Below are 21,265 nucleotides of genomic sequence, written 5' to 3'. Positions count from 1 at the left end.
CGGCGCGTCAGAGCTGGGTGCCGACGAGCAGGGTGAGGTCGGCGAGGCGGTTGGAGTAGCCCCACTCGTTGTCGTACCAGCCGATGACCTTGACCTGGTTGCCGATCACCTTGGTGAGGCCGGCGTCGAAGATGCACGACGCGGGGTCGGTCTCGATGTCCTTGGAGACGATCTCGTCCTCGGTGTAGCGCAGGATGCCCTTGAGCGGGCCCTCGGCGGCGGCCTTCACCGCGGCGTTGACCTCCTCGGCCGTCACCTCGCGGGACGCCTCGAAGGTGAGGTCGGTCGCCGAGCCGGTCGCGATCGGGACGCGCAGCGCGAACCCGTCGAGCTTGCCCTTGAGCTCGGGCAGCACCAGGCCGATGGCCTTCGCCGCGCCGGTGGAGGTCGGCACGATGTTGAGCGCCGCGGCGCGGGCGCGACGCAGGTCCTTGTGCGGCCCGTCCTGGAGGTTCTGGTCCTGGGTGTACGCGTGGATCGTCGTCATGAGGCCCTTGACGATGCCCACGGAGTCGTTGAGCGCCTTGGCCATCGGGCCGAGGCAGTTCGTCGTGCAGGACGCGTTGGAGATGATGTGGTGGTTGGCCGGGTCGTAGTCGGAGTCGTTGACGCCGAGCACGATCGTGACGTCCTCGTTCTTGGCCGGCGCGGAGATGATGACCTTCTTGGCGCCGTTGTCGAGGTGGACCTTCGCCTTGGTGGCGTCGGTGAAGATGCCGGTCGACTCGATGACGACGTCGGCCCCGAGCTCGCCCCACTTGAGGTTGTTCGGGTCGCGCTCGGCGAACGCCTTGAAGGTCTTCCCGCCCGCCGTGATGTCGGTGTCGGTCGAGGTGACGTCACCGTCGAAGCGGCCGAGGATCGAGTCGTACTTGAGCAGGTGCGCCAGGGTGGCGTTGTCGGTGAGGTCGTTGACGGCGACGACCTCGATGTCGGCGCCGGAGGCCTGCACGGCGCGGTAGAAGTTGCGGCCGATGCGGCCGAAGCCGTTGATACCAACGCGAACGGTCACGGTTCACTGCCCTTCGAGACGGGGTGGTGTGCCGCGTCCTCGCGGCACTCTTGCTTCGCTCCCGACCCTATCGGCTGGGTCCGGCGCCGCACAGGGCGGTCCGGCGTACGGGCTGGTAACCCGGGCGGGCCCATGGCGTCAGCTGTCGCCGCCGAAGAGGTCGCGCGTGTAGACCTTCTCGGCAACCTGCTCGAGCTCGGGCACCATGCGGTTGGCCACGATGACGTCGGACACGGCGGTGAACTCCTCGAGGTCGCGCACCACCCGGGAGCCGAAGAAGTGGTCGTCCTCGAGTGCCGGCTCGTAGACGACGACCTCGACACCCTTGGCCTTGATCCGCTTCATGATCCCCTGCACGCTGCTGGACCGGAAGTTGTCCGAGCCCGACTTCATGATGAGCCGGTGGATCCCGACGACCCGCGGTCGCCGCCGCAGGACGTCCGTGGCGATGAAGTCCTTCCGGGTCGTGTTGGCCGACACGATCGCCTCGATGAGGCTCTGCGGGACGTCCTGGTAGTTGGCCAGCAGCTGCTTGGTGTCCTTGGGCAGGCAGTAGCCGCCGTAGCCGAAGGACGGGTTGTTGTACCCCGGCCCGATCCGGGGGTCCAGGCCGACGCCCTCGATGATCTGGCGCGTGTCCAGGCCGTGGGTGAGGGCGAAGGTGTCGAGCTCGTTGAAGAAGGCGACCCGCATCGCGAGGTAGGTGTTCGCGAACAGCTTGATCGCCTCGGCCTCGGTGCTGTCCGTGAGCAGCACCGGCACGTCCGGCTCCTCGGCGGCGCCGCGCAGCAGCTCGGCGAAGGCCTTGCCCCGCTCCCCGCGGTCGCCGACGACGATCCGGGTGGGGTGCAGGCTGTCCCACAACGCCTTGCCCTCGCGGAGGAACTCGGGGCTGAACACGACCGGCACCCCCAGCCGGGCCGAGAGGCCGCGGGTGAAGCCGACGGGCACCGTGGACTTCACGACGAGCGTGGCCCGGGGGTTGAGGCGGGCCGCCTGCGCGGCGACCTGCTCGACCGTCGAGGTGTCGAAGTAGTTGGTCACCGGGTCGTAGTCGGTGGGGGTGGCGACGACCACGAACTCGGCCCCGGCATACGCCTCCTGCGGGTCGGTCGTGAACGACAGCCGCAGCCCCCCGCGCCCGAGCCGGCGCTCGATGTCGGCGTCGACGATCGGGCTGTGGCCGCGGCGCAACCGCTCGACCCGCTCCGCGTCGATGTCGAGCGCGACGACGTCGTGCTCCCCCGACAGCAGGACGGCGATCGAGAGGCCGACGTAGCCGGTGCCGACGACGGCGACCCGCACGGTCAGGCCTCCAGCATGTCGGGGGTGAGGTTCGCGTCGGTGCCGGGGATGCCGAGGTCCTCGGCGCGCTTGTCGGCCATCGCCAGCAGCCGGCGGATCCGCCCGGCGACGGCGTCCTTGGTCATCGGCGGCTGGGCCAGCTGGCCGAGCTCCTCGAGCGAGGCCTGCTTGTGCTCCAGCCGCAGCTCGCCCGCCTCCCGCAGGTGGTCGGGGATGTCCTCGCCGAGGATCTCCATCGCCCGGTGCACGCGCGCCCCGGCGGCCACCGCGGCGCGGGCCGAGCGGCGCAGGTTGGCGTCGTCGAAGTTGGCCAGCCGGTTGGCGGTCGCCCGGACCTCGCGCCGCATCCGGCGCTCCTCCCAGGCCAGGACGGCCTCGTGCGCGCCGAGGCGGGTCAGCATCGCGCCGATGGCGTCGCCGTCGCGGATGACGACGCGGTCGACGCCGCGGACCTCGCGCGCCTTGGCCGAGATGCCCAGGCGGCGGGCAGCCCCCACGAGCGCGAGCGCGGCCTCGGGCCCTGGGCAGGTGACCTCCAGGGCCGACGAGCGGCCCGGCTCCGTGAGCGAGCCGTGGGCCAGGAACGCCCCACGCCAGGCGGCCTCGGCGTCGCACGAGGACGCGCTCACGACCTTCGGGGGAAGGCCGCGGACAGGGCGCCCGCGCGAGTCGATCAGCCCCGTCTGCCGGGCCAGCGCCTCGCCGTCCTGGACGACGCGCACGACGTAGCGGCTGCCCTTGCGCAGCCCGCCCGCGGCGAGGACGAGGACCTCCGACGGGTGGCCGTAGAGATCGCCGATGCTCTTGCGCAGGCGGCGCGCGGCGTTCGCGGTGTCGAGCTCGGCCTCCACGACGATCCGCCCACCGACGATGTGCAGTCCGCCGGCGAACCGGAGCGTGGCAGCAACCTCGGACTTGCGGCAGCAGGGCTTGGTCACGTCCAGCCTGCTCAGCTCGTCCTTGACCCGTGCCGTCATCGCCATCCGCTCATCCTGCCCATCTCGCTCATGCCGCGCCCCTGGAACCGAAGACGTCACGATACGCCGCAGCGAGGCGCAGCGAGTCATGCTGCCCCGGCGCTCCCCGCCGAGCGACCGGCGCGAGCACCAGCTCGGCCCCGAGCCGGCTCGCGGTGGCCCGCAGCCGCACCTCGTCGTCGACCGCGCCCGGGTCGGCGAGGACGACGTCGAACCGCATCCGCGGCGCGTGCTCGGCGAGCACCTCGAGCTGCCCGGCGGCGGAGATCCCGGCCGTCTCCCCGGAGTGCTCGAGGTTGAGGGTGAGGCAGCGGCGGGCCGCCGTGTCGTGCAGGGCGTCGCGCAGGGCCGGCACCATGAGGTGGGGCATGACCGAGGTGAACCAGGAGCCGGGGCCCAGGATCACCCAGTCGGCCTCGCGCACGGCCTCGACGGTGGCGGGCGCCGCCGGCGGGTCGGCCGGCTCGAGGGCGATGCTGCGCACCGTGCCCCGGGTCTTGGCCACGGCCACCTGGCCGCGCAGCGCCGTGACGGCGTCCGGGTGCGCGGGGTCCAGGCCCGCGACCTGCGCGGTGATCTCGAGGGGCACCGCCGCCATGGGCAGGACCCGGCCCCGGGCGTTGAGCAGCCGCCCGACGAGGTCGAGCCCCGTGACCGGGTCGTCGTGCAGGTCCCACAGGGCGGTGATGAGCAGGTTGCCCAGGGCGTGGCCGTTGAGCGGCCCGTCGCCCTGGAACCGGTGCTGCAGGACGTCGCGCCAGGTGTGGCCCCACTCGGTGTCGTCGCACAGGGCGGTGACGGCCATCCGCAGGTCGCCCGGCGGGAGCACCCCGAACTCCTCCCGGAGCCGCCCGGACGAGCCGCCGTTGTCGGCGACGGTCACGACCGCGGTGATGTCGTCGGTGACGAGCTTGAGCGCCTCCAGCGACGCGGCGAGGCCGTGGCCGCCGCCCAGGGCGACGACCGCGCGTCCGCTCACTCCTGCCCCAGGTCGCGGTGGACCACGAAGGTGGCGATCTCGGGGCTGCCCAGGCGCCGCCGCAGCGCCTCGGCCGTGGCGACCGAGCGGTGCTTGCCGCCGGTGCAGCCCACGGCGAGCGTGACGTAGCGCCGGCCCTCGCGCAGGTAGCCGGCTTTGACCGGCTCCATGAGGTCCACGACCCGGTCGAGGAACTCCTCGGCGCCCGGCTGGCGCATGACGTACTCCGCCACCTGCGGGTCCTGGCCGGTGAACGGCCGCAGCTCGGGGATCCAGAAGGGGTTGGGCAGGAAGCGCATGTCGAACACGAAGTCGGCATCGAGGGGGACGCCGTACTTGAACCCGAACGACATCAGCGCGATCCGCAGCTTGGGGGCGCGGTCGGCCGAGAAGACGGGTTGGACCTTCTTCGCCAGCTGGTGGACGTTGAGGCCCGAGGTGTCGATGACGACGTCGGCCCGGGCCCGCAGCTCGGCCAGCAGCTGGCGCTCGCGGGTGATGCCGTCGAGCAGGCGGCCCTCGCCCTGCAGCGGGTGCGGGCGGCGCACCGACTCGAACCGGCGCACGAGCGCCTCGTCGGTGGCGTCGAGGAAGACGACGCTCGGCTGCCAGCCCCGCGCGCTGAGCTCGTTCAGGGCCGTCTGCAGGTGGGCGAAGAAGCCCCGGGCCCGGACGTCGACGACGGCGGCCAGCCGGGGCAGGTCGGCCGCACGGTGGTTCGAGTGGGTCAGCTCGACCAGCGGAACCAGAAGGTGGGGCGGCAGGTTGTCGATGACGTACCAACCGGAGTCCTCGAGGACGTTGGCCGCGGTGGTCCGCCCCGCACCGGACATGCCGGTGACGATGACGAGCTCGTTGTCCCGCAGACCGGGAGTGGTCGAGCTGCCGGGCCCCTGCGCGTCCTGCGCGCCACCACTCACTGCTGCACCTCGTCGTCGACGATCTCACCGGTCATGAGGTTCACCGCGGGTGCGGGCGAACCCTCCGAGGACAACTCTGCCGCAATCGTGGCGGCCAGCGCAGGCCCGATGCCGGAAACGGCCTGCAGCTCCTCGGCGGTGGCCGCGCGGACCTTCTTCACCGAGCCGAAGTGCCGCAGCAGCGCCTTGCGCCGGGACTCCCCCAGTCCGGGTATGCCGTCGAGGGCGCTGGCGGTCATGGCCTTGGACCTGCGCTGGCGGTGGAAGGTGATGGCGAACCGGTGCGCCTCGTCGCGCACGCGCTGCAGCAGGTAGAGGCCCTCGCTGGTCCGGGGCAGGATCACGGGGTGGTCCTGACCGGGGACCCACACCTCCTCGAGCCGCTTGGCGAGCCCGACGACGGCGACGTCGTCGATGCCCAGGCGCTCGAGGGCGGCACAGGCCGCGTTGACCTGCGGCAGCCCGCCGTCGACCACGACGAGGTTGGGCGGGTACGCGAACTTCTTCGGCCGGCCGGTGTCGGGGTCGATCCGCTCGGGACCGGCCTCGGGGTCGGGGCCGAGCTCGACGTCCGAGGAGGTGTCCCGCTCCTCGAGGTAGCGCTGGAACCGGCGGGTGAGGACCTCGTCCATCGCCGCGGTGTCGTCGACCTGCTCGCCGCGGACGACGAACCGGCGGTACTCGGACTTGCGGGCCAGGCCGTCCTCGAACACCACCATCGAGCCGACGACCTGTGAGCCCTGGATGTGGCTGATGTCGAAGCACTCGATCCGCAGCGGCGCGTCGGCGAGCTCGAGCGTCTCCTGCAGCTCCTGGAGGGCCTGGCTGCGCGCGGTGAGGTCGCCGGCCCGGGCGAGCTTGTGCCGCGCCAGCGACTGCTCGGCGTTGCGCCGGACGGTGTCGAGCAGGGTGCGCTTGTCCCCCCGCTGCGGGACGCGGAGCTGCACGCCGGAACCCCGGAGGGCGCCGAGCCACTCGGCCACCGCGTCGTCGTCCTCGGGCAGGACCGGGACGAGCACCTCGCGGGGCACGCCCTCGCCGGTCTCCCCGCCGTACACCTGCTGCAGCAGGTGTCCGACGACCTCGGGGACCGTCTCGGCATCCATCTCCGCCACCCAGCCACGCTGCCCGCGGATGCGGCCGCCGCGCACGTGGAAGACCTGGACCGCCACCTCGAGCCCGTCCTCGGCGAGGGCGAAGACGTCGGCGTCGGTGCCGTCGCCCAGGACCACCGCCGACTTCTCCAGCGCCTTGCCGAGCGCGACGAGGTCGTCCCTCAGCCGGGCGGCCTGCTCGAACTCGAGCTCGCGCGACGCCGCCGCCATCTCGCGCTCGAGCCGCTTGACGAACCGGGTGGTGTCACCGCCCATGAAGTCGCAGAAGTCGTCGGCGATGCGCCGGTGCTCCTCCGCGCTCACCCGGCCCACGCAGGGTGCCGAGCACTTGTCGATGTAGCCGAGCAGGCAGGGCCGGCCCACCTGTCCGGCGCGCTTGAACACCCCTGAGGAGCAGGTGCGCACGGGGAAGACCCGCAGCAGCAGGTCGAGCGTCTCCCGGATCGCCCAGGCGTGGGCGTAGGGGCCGAAGTACCGGGTCCCCTTGCGCTTGGCCCCCCGCATCACCTGGGCGCGGGGGTACTCCTCCCCCAGGGTGACCGCGAGGTACGGGTAGGACTTGTCGTCGCGGTACTTGACGTTGAACCGCGGGTCGAACTCCTTGATCCAGGAGTACTCGAGCTGGAGGGCCTCGACCTCGGTGGAGACCACCGTCCACTCGACGCTGGCCGCGGTGGTGACCATGGTCTGGGTCCGCGGGTGGAGCTGGGAGAGGTCCTGGAAGTAGGAGGACAGCCGGGGCCGCAGCGACTTCGCCTTGCCGACGTAGACGACCCGGCCCGTGCGGTCACGGAACCGGTAGACGCCCGGGTCGACCGGGATCTCGCCGGGAGCGGGACGGTAGGTCGACGGGTCAGCCACGGCTCCACTCTATGGAGGCGCCCCGACGGTGCGGCCAGGCGGGCGGGGTCAACTCACGGGGATGCCGTCAGCTCACGTGGATGCCGTCGGTGCCGATGGTGAGCTTCTTCTCGGCCAGCGGCGCCGGGGCCGGTCCGACCTTGACCTGCCCGGTCGCGGCGTCGTACTGGCTGCCGTGCCCGCACGGGGCTCCGCAGCTGATGACATTGTTCTCGACCTGGTTCACCAGGCACCCCTGGTGGGTGCACACCGCGGTGAACGCCTTGAACTCGCCGGCCTTGGGCTGGGTCACCACGACCTGCTGGTCGGTGAAGATCCGGCCGCCGCCCACCGGGATGCTCGCCTTGTCGATCGCCTTCTTCGCGGCGTCCTTCACCGCGCTCGTCGCCGACCCGACCGTGCTCGCGGCGTCCTGGGCCGAGCTGCACCCGGCGACGGCTGCTCCGACGCCGGCGAGCCCGGCGACGGCCAGGAGCGTGCGTCGGGTGGGACCGGTGCCGGTGGGCTCTTCGGGCGGGGTCATGGGGTCACCTTTCGGGAGCAGCTTCGGGGTCGACGCGGCCGGGAGGCCCGAGTATGCCGGTCCGCCCTGTGAAGGGGCGGCGTGGACCTGCCGACACGGGGACAACGGCTCCGGGCGGCCGCGGGTTCACCCGGGCAGGTCGCGGGCTGGTAACGACACGGTCACGCTGACGCCAAGCACCTCCCCCCGGCACCACTGCGCGAGGCATAGTCTGCACAAACCCCAGCCGGGGCTGGTGCGGGTTGCGCCTGCCTACCCGCACGCACGATTGACTTCAGGAGGAGTCTTGCGTTCTGTCTTCAAGATCGGCGCGCCGGTGGTTGCCGCCGCGCTCGCGCTGAGTGCCTGTGGTGGCACGAGCGGCGGCACCAGCTCCGCCGGCGGCGGCGGCAAGGCCTGTGACTACAAGGTCGGCTTCTTCGGCGCCCTCACCGGCGACGCGGCCAACCTCGGCATCAACATCAAGAACGGTGCCGAGCTCGCCGTCAACCAGTACAACGCCAAGCACTCCGACTGCAAGGTCACGCTCGTCTCGTTCGACTCCCAGGGCGACCCGGCCATCGCGCCGGGGCTGGCCCAGAAGGCCGTCACCGACAAGAAGCTCGTCGGCATCGTCGGCCCTGCGTTCTCGGGTGAGTCCAAGGCTGCCGACCCGATCTTCGACAAGGCGGGCCTGAACATCATCTCGGCCTCCGCGACCAACCCGGCGCTGGCCGAGAACGGCTGGAAGACCTTCCACCGCGTGCTCGGCAACGACGCCACGCAGGGCCCGGCGGCCGCGAAGTACATGAAGGACATCCTCAAGGCGCAGAAGATCTTCGTCTCCGACGACACGTCCGAGTACGGCAAGGGCCTCGCCGACATCGTCAAGAAGGACCTCGGGTCCCTCGTGGTCGGCACCGACGAGACCGCGGCCGACGGCAAGCAGGACGACTTCTCGCCCACCGTGACCAAGGCGAAGGCCTCCGGCGCGACCGCGTTCTTCTACGGCGGCTACTACTCCAACGCCTCCAAGCTGGTCAAGCAGCTCAAGGACGGTGGCTTCACCGGCACCTTCGTCGCCGCCGATGGCGTCAAGGACGACGGCTTCATCAAGGGTGCCGGCCAGGCGGCCGAGGGTTCCATCCTCACCTGCCCGTGCCTGCCGCCCGACAAGGCGCCCGAGTTCGCGGCCGCGTACAAGAAGGCCTACAACTCCGACCCGGCCACCTACTCGGCCGAGGCCTACGACGCGGCGAACGTCTTCCTCGACGCCATCGCGGCGGGCAAGACCTCGTCGGCCGACGTCAACGCCTTCATCGCGTCCTACGACAAGCAGGGCGTGACCAAGAAGATCAAGTTCGACGCCAAGGGCGAGCCGGCCGAGGTCTCCGTGTGGGCCTACAAGGTGACCGGCGGCAAGATCGTGCCCGACCAGGAAATCAAGTAACGACGCACTGGTAGCGGCCAGGACCCTCCTCAGCCAGGGTCCTGGCCGCTACCGTGTTCCCACCCGGACGCCGGGACCGGGCCGGACGCCTCCCCCCGCGCCAGCCCACGCCGGTCCCCCTCACACGGAGGTCTGATGGATCTTCTGCTCAACCACTTCTGGGAACTCACCATCACGGGACTGGCCTTCGGGGCCGTCTACGCCCTCGTGGCCCTCGGGTACACGCTGGTCTACGGCGTCCTGCGCCTGATCAACTTCGCGCACTCCGAGGTCTTCAGCTACGGCGGTTTCGCCGCCACCTGGGTGCTGCTCGCCCTCGGCGCGACCAAGGCGACCGGTCTCGGGGTGGCAGGTTTCCTCGTGGTCGGCTTCGCCGCCGCCATGGCGGTGTCGGCCCTGGTCGCCCTCGTCCTCGAGTTCGTCGCCTACCGGCCGCTGCGCAAGCGGAACTCGCCGCCGCTCATCGCGCTCATCTCGGCGATCGGCGCCTCGTTCGCCCTGTCGGAGGCCCTGGGCCTGCGCGACAAGCCGTTCAAGGCCCTCGGCCTGGACACCAAGCTCGGTGACTACGTCGGCCGGCCCCGCGAGGCCTCCCCCTTCCCGCTGCAGATCCACACCGTCCGGCTGTTCCGGATCGGCGACTACATGGTCTCCAACAAGGACCTCATCGTCCTCGGGTCGGCCCTGGTCATGATGGTCCTGCTGGACCAGTTCGTGAAGCGCTCACGCCTCGGGCGCGGCATCCGGGCCGTCGCCCAGGACCCCGAGGCCGCCGCGCTCATGGGCGTCAACCGCGACCGGGTCATCCGCCTCACCTTCGTCCTCGGCGGCGTCATGGCCGGTGCGGCGGCGATGATGTACCTCATCAAGATCGGCCAGATCCGGTACAACTCGGGCTTCCTGCTCGGCGTCAAGGCGTTCACCGCAGCGGTCCTCGGCGGCATCGGCAACCTGCGCGGCGCGCTCCTCGGTGGCTTCGTCCTCGGCGTCGCCGAGAGCTACGGCTCCGCGATCTTCGGGTCCAACTGGAAGGACGTCGTGGCGTTCACGCTCCTCGTCGTCATCCTGCTGTTCCGGCCCACCGGCCTGCTCGGCGAGTCCCTCGGAAAGGCACGCGCATGAACGCCGTTCGACACTTCCTCACCGGCGTCGGCGACCGGTACCGCGCCCTGCCCCGCTGGGCCCGGATCGTGCTCGTCCTCGCGCTCGTGGTGGTCGTCTACCTCCTGCCGATCCTCAACCCGCCGTTCATCACGACCCAGGACTCCGACTTCGGTGCGGTGCTGTTCCTGTGCGCGTTGTACGCGCTGGTGGCGATCGGGCTCAACATCGTCATCGGGTATGCCGGCCTGCTCGACCTCGGGTACATCGGCTTCTTCGCGATCGGCGCCTACACCGTGGGCGTCCTGGGCTCGCAGCACGCCAAGCTCCCGCTGCTGCTGTGCATCCCCGCGGCCATGGTCGTCACGCTCATCTCCGGCATCATCCTCGGCGCCCCGACCCTGCGGGTCCGCGGCGACTACCTGGCCATCGTCACGCTCGGCTTCGGTGAGATCGTCCGGCTCATCCTGGTCAACGGCGACACCCTGACCAACGGCAACCGGGGCATCTCGAACATCCCGACCCCGCCCAGCGTGGTCCTGTTCTCGCTCCCCCACCTGGAGTGGAACGGCCTCGTCGCGACGCTCAACCTCGACAACACCAGCACGGCGTTCGAGTTCAGCGTCACCGACTCGGTGCCCTACTACTGGCTGGCGCTGACCTTCGTGTTCATCGTCCTGTTCCTCGACTGGCGGATGCAGAACTCGCGGGTCGGCCGGGCGTGGGAGGCCACGCGCGAGGACGAGGACGCCGCGGAGCTCATGGGCGTGCCGACCTTCCGGTTCAAGCTGCTGGCGTTCGCCACCGGTGCCGCCATCGGTGGCCTGTCGGGGGCGCTGTTCGCCACCAAGCAGCAGTTCATCAACCCGGACAACTTCACCATCCTGTACTCGGTGCTGTTCGTGGCGATGGTCGTGGTCGGTGGCCAGGGCAACCGCTGGGGCGTCGTGGTCGCCGCCGCACTGCTCACCTGGGCACCGGAGAAGTTCCGCTTCCTGTCCGATGCCCGCTTCCTGCTCTTCGGCCTCGCCCTGATGGCCCTGGCGATCTTCCGGCCGCAGGGCCTGCTGCCCCCGCGGCGCTCGGTCCGCGCGAAACGGGCCGACGAGGTCGCCCCCGACCAGATCGACGCGGAAGGAGTCGCTCGTGTCTGACACCGCCCCCGACCCGGAGCTGCGCAAGGGCACCCGGGTGGACGACGACAGCGTCCTCGGACCCGACACCGAGGCCACCCCCGACACGTCAGTCGACATCTCCGTCGACGAGGTCCACGACCTCCCGGCGGGCAAGATGCTCGAGGTCGACGACGTGACGCTGCGCTTCGGCGGCGTCACCGCCCTCGACGGCGTCTCGTTCCACATCGACACCGGCGAGATCCTCGGGCTCATCGGGCCCAACGGTGCCGGCAAGACGACCTGCTTCAACGTGATGACCGGCGTCTACCAGCCCACCTCGGGCGGCGTCCGGTTCATGGGCGAGCCCCTGGGCAAGCGCAAGAAGTTCCAGATCACCAAGCTGGGCATCGCGCGCACCTTCCAGAACATCCGCCTGTTCCACAACATGACCGCGCTCGAGAACGTCCTCGTCGGCGCGGACGCCCACCACTCGACCGGCATGGGCACCGCCCTGCTCCGCCTGCCCAAGCACCGGGCCGAGGAGCAGGAGGGCATGGACCGCGGCTACGAGCTGCTCAAGTTCATGGGCCTGGAGAAGCGGGCCGACGAGCTCGCGCGCAACCTGCCGTACGGCGACCAGCGCCGCCTGGAGATCGCGCGCGCGCTGGCCACCAACCCCAAGCTGCTGTGCCTCGACGAGCCGGCCGCCGGCTTCAACCCGGCCGAGAAGGCCCGGCTCATGGACCTGATCCGGTCGATCCGCGACCAGGGCTACACCGTGCTGCTCATCGAGCACGACATGAAGCTGGTCATGGGCGTCACCGACCGGATCGTCGTGCTCGAGTTCGGCAAGAAGATCGCCGAGGGCAAGCCGGCGGAGATCCAGGACAACCCCGCGGTCATCGCCGCCTACCTGGGAGTGGATGAGAATGCTTCTTGAGGTCGACGACCTCTGCGTCAACTACGGGCGGATCGAGGCCATCCGCAACATCTCCTTCCGGGTCGACGAGGGTGAGGTCGTCACCCTCATCGGCGCCAACGGCGCCGGCAAGACGACGACGATGAAGACCGTGTCCGGTCTGCGGCCTGTCCGGGCGGGCGCGATCCGCTTCCAGGGCCAGGACATCACCACGATGCCGGCGCACGACCGGCCGGTGCTGGGCATCGCCCAGTCCCCCGAGGGGCGTGGCTGCTTCGTCGGCATGACGGTCACCGAGAACCTCGACATGGGCGCCTACGCCCGCAAGGACCGCAAGTCCCCCAAGGTGCGCGAGGACCTGGACCGGGTGTTCGGGCTCTTCCCGCGGCTGGCGGAGCGCCGCACCCAGGTCGCGGGCACCATGTCGGGTGGCGAGCAGCAGATGCTCGCCATCGGCCGGGCCCTAATGGCCTCACCCAAGCTCCTGCTCCTCGACGAGCCGTCGATGGGGCTGGCGCCCAAGCTGATCCAGCAGATCTTCGAGATCATCACCGAGATCAACAAGCAGGGCACCACGGTGCTGCTCGTGGAGCAGAACGCCGCGCAGGCGCTCAAACGGGCGCACCGGGCGTACATCCTCGAGACCGGCGAGATCGTCCGCGAGGGCAGCGGCCAGGAGCTGGCCAACGACCCGGCCGTCAAGGCGGCCTACCTCGGCGGCGACATCTAGGCCCGCTCGACCGACCACGACGACGGGCCCCGGAGGTTTCGCCTCCGGGGCCGTTCCGTCTGCCCTACCCCTCCACTTGTTGCCAGCAGATGGTCACCAAGCACGCCCAAGACGAGCGCGGTGACCACCACGTGGCAACAAGTGGGGAATCAACGGGTCGAGCGAGGAGTCTTCCGCGCCGCAGACTTGGCCGGAGCGGCCTTCTTCGCCGGAGCGGCCTTCGCGGTGCTGGCGGTGGTCCGCGTCGCCGTGCGCTTGGTCGCCGCCGAGGCCGCGGCCGTCTTCTTCGTCGCCCGGCTGCCGGTCGGCCTCGTCACGGTGCGTGCACTCTTGGCCAGGACGGGCGCGAGGAAGCGGCCGGTGTGGCTGTCCTCGACCTGCGCGACCTGCTCGGGCGTGCCCTCGGCGATGACCTTGCCGCCACCGTGGCCGCCCTCGGGACCCATGTCGATGATCCAGTCGGCGTTCTTGATGACGTCGAGGTTGTGCTCGATGACGATGACCGTGTTGCCCTTGTCGACCAGGCCCTGCAGGACGAGCAGCAGCTTGCGGATGTCCTCGAAGTGCAGGCCGGTCGTCGGCTCGTCCAGGACGTAGATGGTCCGGCCCGTCGACCGCTTCTGCAGCTCGGAGGCGAGCTTGACGCGCTGGGCCTCGCCACCGGACAGGGTCGGTGCGGGCTGGCCGAGCCGGACGTAGCCCAGCCCCACGTCGTTGAGGGTCTTCATGTGCCGGGCGATGCCGGGCACCGCGGCGAAGAACTCGGCGGCCTCCTCGATCGGCATGTCGAGGACGTCGGCGATCGTCTTGCCCTTGAAGTGCACCTCGAGCGTCTCCCGGTTGTACCGGGCGCCGTGGCAGACCTCGCACGGGACGTAGACGTCCGGGAGGAAGTTCATCTCGATCTTGATGGTGCCGTCGCCGGAGCACGCGTCGCAGCGTCCGCCCTTGACGTTGAACGAGAACCGGCCCGGCTGGTAGCCGCGGATCTTGGCCTCGGTCGTCGTCGCGAACAGCTTGCGGATCGCGTCGAACACGCCGGTGTACGTCGCCGGGTTGGACCGCGGGGTGCGGCCGATCGGGCTCTGGTCGACGTGGACGACCTTGTCGAGGTGCTGCAGTCCCGTGACCGTCTTGTGCCGGCCGGGCACGTGGCGGGCGCCGTTGAGCTTGTTGGCCAGGACGTTGTAGAGGATGTCGTTGACCATCGTCGACTTGCCCGAGCCGGAGACGCCCGTGACCGCGGTGAGGGTGCCGAGCGGGAACGACACGTCGACGCCCTGGAGGTTGTGCTCGCGCGCCCCGACGACCTTGACCTCGCGGCCCTTCTCGCGCGGCCGGCGCACCTCCGGGGTGGGGATCTCGAGCCGCCCCGAGAGGTACTTGCCGGTGAGCGAGTCCGGGTGCTCCAGCAGGCCCTTGACCGTGCCGGAGTGCACGACGACGCCGCCGTGCTCCCCCGCACCCGGGCCGATGTCGACGACCCAGTCCGCCGTGGCGATGGTGTCCTCGTCGTGCTCGACGACGATGAGCGTGTTGCCGAGGTCGCGCAGCCGGGTGAGGGTCTCGATCAGGCGGTGGTTGTCGCGCTGGTGCAGCCCGATGCTCGGCTCGTCGAGGACGTAGAGGACGCCCACGAGGCCCGACCCGATCTGGGTGGCCAGCCGGATGCGCTGCGCCTCGCCACCGGACAGGGTCCCGGCCGGCCGGTCGAGCGAGAGGTAGTCGAGGCCGACGTCGAGCAGGAAGCCGAGGCGCGCCTCGATCTCCTTGATGACGCGCTCGGCGATCTGCCGCTCGCGCGGGGTGAAGTCGACCTCCTTGAGGAAGGTCGCGCAGTCGGCGATCGCGAGGGCACAGACCGCCGAGATCGACTTGCCGCCGAGCAGCACGGCAAGCGACTCCGGCTTGAGCCGCGCGCCGCCGCACTCGGGGCACGGCACCTCGCGCATGTACCCCTCGTACCGCTCGCGGCTCCACTCCGAGTCCGTCTCGGAGTGCCGGCGGCGGACGAACGGGACGACGCCCTCGAACCCCGTGGTGTACGAGCGCTCCCGGCCGTAGCGGTTGCGGTAGCGGACGTGCACCTTGTAGTTCTGGCCGTGCAGCAGCGCCTCCCGGGCGCGGGCCGGTAGCGAGTGCCACGGGGCGTCCATCGAGAACCTGAGGTCCTCCGACAGCGCCGTCATGACCCGCTGGAAGTACTCCGCCGAGCCGCTCCCCTGGGCCCACGGCGCGATCGCGCCCTCGGCCAGGGAGAGGTCCTCGTCGGGCACCAGCAGCTCGGGGTCGACCTCGAGCTCGGTGCCCAGGCCGGTGCACTTGGGGCAGGCACCGAACGGGCTGTTGAACGAGAACGAGCGGGGCTCCACCTCGTCCATCGACAGCGGGTGGTCGTTGGGGCAGGCCATCTTCTCGGAGAAGCGACGCTCCCGCTCGGGGTCGTCGGCGTCGCGGTCGACGAACTCGACCACGAGCACGCCCCCGGCCAGCGACAGGGCGGTCTCGACCGAGTCGGTGAGCCGGCGCTTGGACCCGGCGTCGTCGCCCTTGGCCACGAGCCGGTCGACGACGACGTCGATGGTGTGCTTGACCTGCTTCTCGAGCTTCGGCGGGTCGGTCAGCGAGACGACGTCACCGTCGACCCGCGCCCGCGAGAAGCCCTTGGTCTGCAGCTCGGCGAACAGGTCGACGTACTCGCCCTTGCGCGCCCGCACCACTGGCGCCAGCACCTGGAAGCGGGTGCGCTCGGGCAGCTCGAGCAGGCGGTCGACGATCTGCTGCGGGCTCTGCCGGGTGATCGGCTCGCCGCAGACGGGGCAGTGCGGTCGACCGGCGCGGGCGAACAGCAGTCGGAGGTAGTCGTAGACCTCCGTGATGGTGCCCACGGTGGACCGCGGGTTGCGGTTGGTCGACTTCTGGTCGATCGAGACGGCCGGCGACAGGCCCTCGATGAAGTCGACGTCCGGCTTGTCCATCTGGCCGAGGAACTGGCGGGCGTACGCGGAGAGGGACTCGACGTAGCGACGCTGGCCCTCGGCGAAGATCGTGTCGAACGCCAACGAGGACTTGCCGGAGCCCGAGAGCCCCGTGAAGACGATCATCGAGTCGCGGGGCAGCTCGATCGAGACGTCGCGGAGGTTGTGCTCGCGGGCCCCACGGACGATGAGCTGGTCGTGCGTCGGACGGCGTGCGGGCAGGGCAGAAGTCACGGTGTCCATCGTAGGTGGGGCCACCGACATCGCCCGCCGGAGCCCTCACCCGCCCTCACCCGCCCTCACCCGCCCTCCCCCTCCCCCGCCCGCCCGCGTGCGGGGCCGTCGGCACCCGGCATACAGTCGCCGCATGCCAGGCCACTCCAGCACGCCCATCGAGGAGTACGCGCTCCTCGGCGACGCCGAGACCGCGGCCCTGGTGAGCCGGGAGGGGTCGATCGACTGGCTGTGCCTGCCCCGGTTCGACTCCCCCGCCTGCTTCGCCGCCCTGCTCGGCACCCCCGAGCACGGGCGGTGGCTGCTCGGGCCCCGGGACGAGGCCCGCAGCACCCGCCGCTACCTGGACCACTCGTTCGTGCTCGAGACCGTGCACGAGACGCGGACGGGGGCGGTCAGGGTCACCGACCTGATGCCGATCGGCGACGGACGGGCCGACATCATCCGCAGCGTCGAGGGCCTGCACGGCGTCGTGGCGATGCGGCACGAGTGGGTGGTCCGGTTCGAGTACGGCCAGGTCCGGCCCTGGGTCTCGCACGGGACGGGTCACCGCCTCGACGGCGACGTCATCCGGGCGGTCGCCGGCCCCGACATGCTCGTGCTGCGCGGCACGCGGCTCCCCCGCGCCGAGGGCGGCCGGCACGTCGACGAGTTCGAGGTGCGGGCGGGCGAGACCCACACGTTCTCGACCACCTGGTTCCCGTCCTACGAGCCGGTCCCGCCCCCGCTCGACATCGACAGCCGGATCGAGGAGACCGTGCGGGTCTCGACCCAGTGGGCCTCGCGGTGCGACTACGAGGGGCCCCACCACGACCTCGTCGTGCGGTCCCTGCTGACCCTGCGGGCGCTGACGCACTCGCGCTTCGGCGGCATCGTGGCAGCCCCCACGACCAGCCTCCCCGAGGACTTCGGCGGGGAGCGGAACTGGGACTACCGCTACTGCTGGCTGCGTGACGCCTCCCTGACCCTGGAGGCCCTGCTGGCCTCCGGGTACGTCGAGGAGGCGCGCCTGTGGCGCAACTGGCTCGTGCGGGCCGTCGCCGGCGACCCCGAGGACCTGCAGATCATGTATGCCGTCGACGGGGCCAGGCGGCTGCCGGAGCGCACCCTGGACCACCTGCCCGGGTACGCCGACTCGACGCCCGTCCGGGTCGGCAACGGCGCCGTCGGGCAGCGGCAGTCCGACGTGCTCGGCGAGGTGATGATCGCGCTGGACGAGGCGCGCCGGCGCGGCCTGGAGTTCCTGCCCCAGGCGTGGGCCGTGCAGCGCGTCCTCGTCGACGAGCTGGCCCGGCACTGGGACGCCCCCGACAACGGGCTGTGGGAGATCCGCGGCCCCCGGCGGCACTTCACGCACTCGCGGGTCATGGTCTGGGCCGCGCTCGACCGGGCCGTGCGGGGCGTCGAGGAGTGGGGGCTCGAGGGACCCGTGGAGCAGTGGCGCGACCTGCGCGACCGGGTGCGTGAGGAGATCCTCGAGAAGGGGTACGACGCCGAGCGCGGCACCTTCACCCAGCACTACGACACCAGGGAGGTCGACGCCTCGCTGCTGCTGATCCCCCTCGTGGACTTCCTGCCGGCCGACGACCCGCGGGTCCTGGGCACCATCGCCGCCGTGGAGGAGGACCTCGTGCGCGACGGCTTCCTCCTGCGCTACCGCACCCAGAGCGGGGTCGACGGCCTCGCGGGGGACGAGCACCCCTTCCTGGCCTGCTCGTGGTGGCTCGTGAGCGCGTATGCCGTGAGCGGCCAGGTCGCCAAGGCCACCGCCCTGATGGACCGCCTCGTCACCCTGTTCAACGACGTGGGGCTGGTCTCCGAGGAGTACGACCCCGCGAACGCGCGCATGGTCGGCAACTTCCCCCAGGCGTTCTCCCACCTCGCCTTCATCGGGGCGGCGCACGCCCTCGCGGCGGCCAGCCGGACCTCGGGCAGCGACGCGCCGTCCGACCCGGTCACCCCCGAGCCGGCGGTCGGCGCCCGGGTCGGCGGGGAGGGCACGCCGGAGGCGGCGGGCGCCGATCCCGACGCACACGGTGCGCGCAGCGGCCCGGGCTCCTAGCCTGCGGGCATGGAGTCCGACCTCGCCGCCCTGGCCGCCCACACCGACCGCCTGCTCGCCACGGCATCCTCGCTCGACGACCCCGGCGCCGCCTCGCTCTGCGACGGCTGGACGCGCGGCCACGTCCTGACGCACGTCGCCCGCAACGCGGAGGCCATCGACCGGTTGGCGCAGTGGGCCCTGGACGGGACGCGGCGCGAGATGTACCCCGGCGGGACCCGGGCCCGGGACGCCGAGATCGAGGCCGGCGCGGCGCGGTCCGTGCCCGAGCTGGTGGCCGACGTGCGGACCACGGCCGACGCTCTGACGCCGGTCCTGGACCGGCTCGCCACAGCCCCCCGCGCCGTGGACCACGTGGAGATGCGGGGCGGGCTGGCGGTGTCACCCGACGTCCTGCCGACCCTGCGGCTGCGCGAGGTCGTGTTCCACCACGTCGACCTCGCGGCGGGCTTCGGCTTCGCCGACGTGGAGCCGGAGCTGACCCGCCGCTTCGTCGCCGACGGGGTGGCCCGCCTGGGCGCCGCGGCGCCCGGGCTGGCCCTGTCCCTGCGCAGCGACGAGGGCGACACCTGGCTGCTCGGGCCGGACGGTGCCGACCGGGCCGAGGTCAGCGGACCGCTCGGCGGCCTGCTGCTGTGGCTCGCCCGTCGCGACCCCAGCGGGGTGCGGTCCGACCGGCTCCCGGAGCTGCCGCGCGGCTCCTGAGGCTGCGCCGCGCCTCGTGCCGTGGTGACGCGGTCGCGTGCCGTCAGGTGGTCCCGCGCCGTCAGGCGGTCACCCGGGCACCGGTGATCCCGGCCCGGCGGGCGATGGCCACGGCGGCCAGCGCCGAGTGCACCTTGAGCTTGTGCAGGATGCTCTGGACGTGCGTGCGCACGGTGTTGGGCGACACGTGCAGCAGCTCGCCGATCTCGGTCCGGGTCAGCCCCTCGACGAGGCAGGAGAGCACCTCGAGCTCACGGGCCGTCAGCTCGCCCACGCCCTGGAGGTTCTCCAGCTGGGGCTGGGCGCCCCGCGACATCCCCACGAGCACCTGGGCGAGCAGGTCCGCCGGGATCCGCGTCTCCCCCCGGGCCACGCCGCGCACGGCGTCGGCCAGCGTGTCGGCGGTCACCGTCTTGGGGAGCCAGCCGCGCACCCCCAGCTGCACGGCCTCGACCACGCGTCCGTCGGACTCCGCCCCGGTCGCCACGAGGATCCCCGCCGTGGGCCGGGTGCGCAGGACGTGCCGGGCCACCTCCAGCCCGTCCTCGCCGGCGAGGCCGAGGTCGAGGACGAGCACGTCGAAGTCGACGTCCCCCACGAGACGCAGGGCGGAGCTCAGGCTGGTCGCGGCACCCACCACCAGCAGGTCCAGGTGGTCTCCCAGACACAGGGCAAGGGCGTCGACGAACACCTCGTGGTCGTCGACGAGGACGACGCGGATCGGCGACGGCATGCGCACAAGGCTCCCGTGCCGGGCCGGTCGGCGGTAACCGGCCCGTGCTGGAGAGGCTGCTACGACAAAAGGGTGACGGCCCGCCTGCGATGCAGGCGGGCCGTCACCCTCGAGCCCGGATCCTCCCCGGGTCTCAGCGCAGGTGCGCCGGCCACGTCTCCTGCGACCCGTGGGCCGAGATGAGCGCGGCGGCCTGCAGGCGCGAGTGGACCCCCAGCTTGGTCAGCAGGTTCTGCACGTGCGTGCGAGCGGTGCTGCGCTGCACCCCCAGCGACGTGGCCATCTCCTCGGTGGTCTGGCCGTCCATGATGCACCGCATCACCTGCCACTCCCGGTCGGTGAGGAACTGCAGCGCCCACAGCGGGTAGTCGGAGGACTTCTGCGGGCGCAGCGCGCGCTGCAGTAGGGACGGCTCGACGGCGAGCTGGCCGCGGACCGCACGGTCCAGCATCTCCACGATCTCGACGATCGGCTTCTCCTTGCCGACGTACCCCGAGGCGCCCTCGGCGATGGCCCGGCCCACGATGGCGTGGTCGGCCTCCGCGGAGAGCATCACGACCTTGGTCGTCGGCGACAGCTCACGGATCTGGTGGATCGCGGCGAGCGAGGTGCCGCCGGGGAAGTTGACGTCGAGCAGGCAGACGTCCGGGTGGTGCTGCGCCACGGCCTCGACCGCGTCGTCCGGCGTCTCGGCGAGCGCCATCACCTCGTGCCCACGTGCCCCCAGGGCGAGGCCGAGGGCCTCGAGCAGGAGCAGGTGGTCGTCACAGACCACGATCCTAATGAGGCCACCGACCTCAGGGCCCGCGGGGCGAGCCTGATCTCGGCCTCGACACCGCCACCCGCGCCCCCACGGATCTCGAACGACCCGCCGCACGACGCGACCATGGCCCGCGTCGTCGTCAGGCCGAGCGACGTGCGCGACGTGATCTTCCCCAGGCCCGGTCCGTCGTCGACCACCCTGAGGCGCACGCCCAGGGCGTCCTGCTGGACCTCGACGCGCACGTGCCCACCGTCGCCGGCCGCACGGACGGCGTTGTCGAGCACGCAGGCCAGGGCCCTGCTGAGCGCGACCGGCCGGGCCGACGCGCACGCCACCCCGTCCCCGACGAGCTCGATCTCGCACGCCGCGGTCGCCCGCGCGCGCTCGACGCCGTGGGCCGCCACCTCGGCGACGTCCGTGGCGACGACCGCGTCGGTCGCACCGCCGCCGAGGCTGGCCTCGACCAGCTCGGCGAGCCAGCGTGCCTGCCCGGCGATGACGTCGAACTTGCGGGTCGTGTCTCCCCCCTCCGTGCCGGCCATCAGCAGGATGGCCGCCAGCGGCTGCCGCAGGTCGTGCAGCAACGCTCGAACGGTGTCGATCTCCCCTCCAGCGACTGGGCGCTGGACCTCCTGAACCACTGCAGTCATGTGCTTCCCTCACAACCCGCGAGCCCGGGACAGGCACCCCCTGTGCGCCCCGATCGGCTTCGCGACCGCTCAAAAGTAGGACGCCGGAAAGAGGAGCAGCAATAGTCAATCGGGACTAGGCGATACCACTGATTTCCCCCGCTTGCCTCGCGTG

At 71.4% G+C, this 21,265-nt stretch carries 18 protein-coding genes; 7 read left to right on the top strand and 11 right to left on the bottom strand.

Annotated features, from left to right (window positions below; all coding sequences use genetic code 11):
- Positions 1-7: 7 nt before the first annotated feature.
- From gap to ACYVDO_RS13610, 7 genes are all read right to left on the bottom strand, one after another.
- Complete coding sequence (gene gap / locus ACYVDO_RS13640) at positions 8-1,012, bottom strand: type I glyceraldehyde-3-phosphate dehydrogenase (protein WP_460936745.1); 1,005 nt, start codon at positions 1,010-1,012, stop codon at positions 8-10.
- 138 nt (positions 1,013-1,150) lie between these two features.
- A complete protein-coding gene (locus ACYVDO_RS13635; RefSeq protein WP_460936743.1) occupies positions 1,151-2,317 on the bottom strand; it encodes a nucleotide sugar dehydrogenase in 1,167 nt (388 codons plus the stop codon).
- 2 nt (positions 2,318-2,319) lie between these two features.
- Entirely contained in the window at positions 2,320-3,300 is a 981-nt protein-coding gene (whiA, locus tag ACYVDO_RS13630; protein ID WP_460936741.1) for a DNA-binding protein WhiA, read from the bottom strand.
- Between the two features lie 22 nt (positions 3,301-3,322).
- The gene (locus ACYVDO_RS13625; protein ID WP_460936739.1) at positions 3,323-4,273 is read right to left on the bottom strand and encodes a gluconeogenesis factor YvcK family protein; all 951 of its coding nucleotides are present in this window, start codon (positions 4,271-4,273) and stop codon (positions 3,323-3,325) included.
- The gene (rapZ, locus tag ACYVDO_RS13620; protein ID WP_460936870.1) at positions 4,270-5,139 is read right to left on the bottom strand and encodes an RNase adapter RapZ; all 870 of its coding nucleotides are present in this window, start codon (positions 5,137-5,139) and stop codon (positions 4,270-4,272) included. Before rapZ ends, ACYVDO_RS13625 begins: the two co-directional genes overlap by 4 nt.
- 50 nt (positions 5,140-5,189) lie before the next feature.
- Positions 5,190-7,169: an excinuclease ABC subunit UvrC gene (gene uvrC, locus ACYVDO_RS13615; protein ID WP_460936737.1), complete on the bottom strand. Its 1,980-nt coding sequence runs from the start codon at positions 7,167-7,169 to the stop codon at positions 5,190-5,192.
- 67 nt (positions 7,170-7,236) lie between these two features.
- Entirely contained in the window at positions 7,237-7,692 is a 456-nt protein-coding gene (locus ACYVDO_RS13610; protein WP_460936735.1) for a Rieske (2Fe-2S) protein, read from the bottom strand.
- Between the two features lie 286 nt (positions 7,693-7,978).
- Here ACYVDO_RS13610 and ACYVDO_RS13605 point away from each other — a divergent pair, with 286 nt between their 5' ends.
- The 5 genes from ACYVDO_RS13605 (at position 7,979) to ACYVDO_RS13585 (ending at position 12,986) form a co-directional block, all read left to right on the top strand.
- On the top strand, positions 7,979-9,121 hold the full coding sequence (locus tag ACYVDO_RS13605) for a branched-chain amino acid ABC transporter substrate-binding protein (protein WP_460936733.1): 1,143 nt from the start codon (positions 7,979-7,981) through the stop codon (positions 9,119-9,121).
- A 135-nt stretch (positions 9,122-9,256) separates the two neighbouring features.
- Positions 9,257-10,243 carry a branched-chain amino acid ABC transporter permease gene (locus ACYVDO_RS13600; RefSeq protein ID WP_460936731.1) on the top strand — a complete coding sequence of 329 codons (987 nt, stop codon included), beginning with the start codon at positions 9,257-9,259 and terminating at the stop codon, positions 10,241-10,243.
- On the top strand, positions 10,240-11,376 hold the full coding sequence (locus ACYVDO_RS13595) for a branched-chain amino acid ABC transporter permease (RefSeq protein WP_460936729.1): 1,137 nt from the start codon (positions 10,240-10,242) through the stop codon (positions 11,374-11,376). Before ACYVDO_RS13600 ends, ACYVDO_RS13595 begins: the two co-directional genes overlap by 4 nt.
- A complete protein-coding gene (locus ACYVDO_RS13590; RefSeq protein ID WP_460936727.1) occupies positions 11,369-12,277 on the top strand; it encodes an ABC transporter ATP-binding protein in 909 nt (302 codons plus the stop codon). Before ACYVDO_RS13595 ends, ACYVDO_RS13590 begins: the two co-directional genes overlap by 8 nt.
- A complete protein-coding gene (locus ACYVDO_RS13585; RefSeq protein WP_460936869.1) occupies positions 12,267-12,986 on the top strand; it encodes an ABC transporter ATP-binding protein in 720 nt (239 codons plus the stop codon). The genes ACYVDO_RS13590 and ACYVDO_RS13585 overlap by 11 nt, the downstream gene beginning before the upstream one ends.
- A gap of 149 nt (positions 12,987-13,135) precedes the next feature.
- Here the strand turns inward: ACYVDO_RS13585 and uvrA are convergent, their stop codons facing one another.
- On the bottom strand, positions 13,136-16,207 hold the full coding sequence (gene uvrA / locus ACYVDO_RS13580) for an excinuclease ABC subunit UvrA (protein ID WP_460936725.1): 3,072 nt from the start codon (positions 16,205-16,207) through the stop codon (positions 13,136-13,138).
- Positions 16,208-16,331: 124 nt separating this feature from the next.
- Here uvrA and ACYVDO_RS13575 point away from each other — a divergent pair, with 124 nt between their 5' ends.
- A complete protein-coding gene (locus ACYVDO_RS13575; protein ID WP_460936723.1) occupies positions 16,332-18,260 on the top strand; it encodes a glycoside hydrolase family 15 protein in 1,929 nt (642 codons plus the stop codon).
- Between the two features lie 9 nt (positions 18,261-18,269).
- Positions 18,270-18,965 carry a maleylpyruvate isomerase family mycothiol-dependent enzyme gene (locus ACYVDO_RS13570; protein WP_460936721.1) on the top strand — a complete coding sequence of 232 codons (696 nt, stop codon included), beginning with the start codon at positions 18,270-18,272 and terminating at the stop codon, positions 18,963-18,965.
- Between the two features lie 61 nt (positions 18,966-19,026).
- Here the strand turns inward: ACYVDO_RS13570 and ACYVDO_RS13565 are convergent, their stop codons facing one another.
- The 3 genes from ACYVDO_RS13565 to ACYVDO_RS13555 all read right to left on the bottom strand — a co-directional run bounded on the left by ACYVDO_RS13565 (position 19,027) and on the right by ACYVDO_RS13555 (position 21,111).
- Positions 19,027-19,698: a response regulator transcription factor gene (locus ACYVDO_RS13565; protein WP_460936719.1), complete on the bottom strand. Its 672-nt coding sequence runs from the start codon at positions 19,696-19,698 to the stop codon at positions 19,027-19,029.
- A 133-nt stretch (positions 19,699-19,831) separates the two neighbouring features.
- Positions 19,832-20,473: a response regulator gene (locus ACYVDO_RS13560; protein WP_460936717.1), complete on the bottom strand. Its 642-nt coding sequence runs from the start codon at positions 20,471-20,473 to the stop codon at positions 19,832-19,834.
- The gene (locus ACYVDO_RS13555; protein ID WP_460936715.1) at positions 20,401-21,111 is read right to left on the bottom strand and encodes a sensor histidine kinase; all 711 of its coding nucleotides are present in this window, start codon (positions 21,109-21,111) and stop codon (positions 20,401-20,403) included. The genes ACYVDO_RS13560 and ACYVDO_RS13555 overlap by 73 nt, the downstream gene beginning before the upstream one ends.
- Positions 21,112-21,265: the final 154 nt, after the last annotated feature.

This window comes from Phycicoccus ginsengisoli (genome assembly GCF_054779295.1).
The sequence above is the reverse complement of the archived record's forward strand: the minus strand, read 5'-3'. Positions and strand labels throughout refer to the sequence as shown.